This is a genomic window from Bacillus sp. RB3, from assembly GCF_030164735.1.
GTDB classification, from domain to species: domain Bacteria; phylum Bacillota; class Bacilli; order Bacillales; family Bacillaceae_G; genus Bacillus_A; species Bacillus_A cereus.
The window spans coordinates 1-2,551 of record NZ_JASNGE010000081.1 but is presented as its reverse complement, the minus strand read 5'-3'; the positions used below and the strand labels follow the sequence as shown (position 1 = coordinate 2,551).

Below are 2,551 nucleotides of genomic sequence, written 5' to 3'. Positions count from 1 at the left end.
GTTCCCGTCAAAGTAGGAGATTATATTGAGTTTACTCATATAGAGGGAGAAGCACAAAAGGAAAAGACACGCGCTACACTTACTAATCTTGATAATAGTAAACAGGAATATATAGGGAAGAAAAGAATATATCAGGTTACCTCTATGGGATTATTAATAAAGTCATAGAGGTAACCTTAAAACTTAAATTGTAAATTTATATATTATATTAAAATCTTAACTATTATATGCATTAAACAATGCTCAAGAGAAAATAGATTGGCGGGTAAAGTATGAACATATTCAAAGGGTTTCTAATTGCTTCAATTGCAATGACAACATTCTTAGGAACAGATCAAATACTACCAGATGATAGTATTCATAATAAAGTTTATGCGGAGTCCTATAATGCTACAAACAAAGAAACTGATTCTAATAAAAGAGATTCACAGGAGGGACAATTAATTGTAAAGTTTAAAAATGAAATGGACTTACCTTATGAAGATGGCATTGAGAAACGAATAAAAAATGGTAATTATGATAATAATTTAAAGAAGTTATTTTCCGAAAATACGGAACTTACTTTGAATCGCCTGTTTTCATCTGTAAATCCGATAGAGATTGAAAAGTTATCATTACATTCTAAATCATTTGCTAATCAATCAGCTGAAAATTTATTAAATTATTATATTGTACAAGCTCCTAATAATATAGAAATAGAATTATTGTTGAAAAAATTTGAAACATCACCTCTTGTAGAGGAGGCCTATATACAAGAAAAACAAATCTTAACACCCCCTGAAGTACAATTACCAGGTTTATCTGTTAATCCATACGATGATCCTAGATTTAAAAATCAAGGATATCTTGAAGCGGCACCAAAGGGAATTAATGCCTCGCATGCTTGGAGCATTAAAGGTGGTGACGGGAAAGGTACAACTTTTGTGGATATGGAATATGGGTGGTTATTGAACCATGAGGATTTAGTCAATCAAAATATAAAGCTTTTGTCTGGACAAAATATAAGTCAGCATAGAGCTCACGGTACTTCTGTATTAGGAATTGTTTCATCCGAAGATAATCAAATTGGAAATATTGGAATTGCACCAAAAGCAAATGTAAAAGTAATATCCCAAATTAGGGATAATGGAACTTATAATACAGCGGATGCTATTTTAAGTGCTGTACATAATTTACAAGCGGGAGATATTCTTTTATTAGAGGCACAAGCTTCGTATGATGGGTATGGGGATAAATATTTACCTGTAGAAGTACATCCAGATATTTTTGATGCAATTCGTGTTGGTGCAGATAAAGGGATTATTATTATAGAAGCTGGCGCAAATGGTTCAAACGACTTAGATAATTTTAAAGATCGTAATGGAAAAAAGATCTTAAATCGAAATAGTCCAGACTTCAAGGATTCAGGTGCTATTATGGTTGGGGCGGGATCATCAACTGTTCCACATAAACGTTTATGGTTTTCAAATTATGGAAGTCGATTAGATGTATATGGATGGGGAGAAAATGTTGATACAACATCAGCAAATCCAAGTCAAAATACTACAAATTTATATACATCAACATTTAGTGGAACATCAAGTGCTTCACCAATTATTGCTGGAGCAGCAACTTCGATTCAAGGTATTGCTAAAGAACATCGAGGTTCTCCTTATACACCAGCCGAATTAAGAAATATCCTAAGTAATCCAAATACAGGAACAAAATCTCAAGATCCGTGGAATGATAGAATAGGTGTTTTACCTGATCTAAAATCTATATTAGATAACTTAGGCTTTAATTCAGATATACCGAGCTCTTCTAGTATTTTAGAAGGAAAGCAGTTTGCATGGTCGCTGAAAGGGATTGGAGATTTTGAATTTGCAAAAGTAAATTTAAATAAATCAACAGAAGAAATGCAAATTGATTTAAAAGCAGGTGTACCACATAACTACTTTGATAGTACATATGCAAGTATTAAAGTACAAAATGCATCAGGGAAAGTAGTATACAATAAAGACATTTATGGAAACAAACAACAAAATGCTGAATCGCAAAAAGTCTCAGTCAAAGTAGGAGATTATATTGAGTTAACACATCTAGAAGGTGTGCATAGAGCTACTCTCACAAATGTAGATAATAGTAAACAAGAGAGCTTTGGAAAAAAAGCCATATACGAAGTTACAAAAGAAGGCCTGAAGAAAGTAGAAAAAATGCCAGAAGCAACAATTCTAGATGGAAATCAATTTGCTTGGTCGCTAAAAGGAATCAGTGATTTTGAGTTTGCTAAAATCAATTTCAATAAGTCGACAGAAGAAATGCAAGTTGATTTAAAATCAGGCATACCACATCATTATTTTAATGAAACATATGCGAGTATTAAAGTACAAAATGCATCAGGGAAAGTAGTATACAATAAGGATATTTACGGAAACAAACAACAAAATGCTGAATCGCAAAAAGTTTCAGTCAAAGTAGGAGATTATATAGAGTTAACACATCAAGAAGGTGTGCATAGAGCTACTCTCACAAATGTAGATAATAGTAAACAAGAGAGTTTTGGAAAAAAAGC

Annotated in this window: 1 protein-coding gene and 1 pseudogene; both read left to right on the top strand. The window is 32.5% G+C overall.

The features are described 5' to 3' along the window. Positions 1-168 (top strand): annotated as a pseudogene (locus QO049_RS31035) (putative mucin/carbohydrate-binding domain-containing protein); the annotation flags it as partial. Positions 169-272: 104 nt separating this feature from the next. Continuing rightward, positions 273-2,551, top strand: a 2,279-nt coding sequence (locus QO049_RS30355) for a putative mucin/carbohydrate-binding domain-containing protein (RefSeq protein ID WP_284489816.1), incomplete at its 3' end; no start/stop codon positions are given.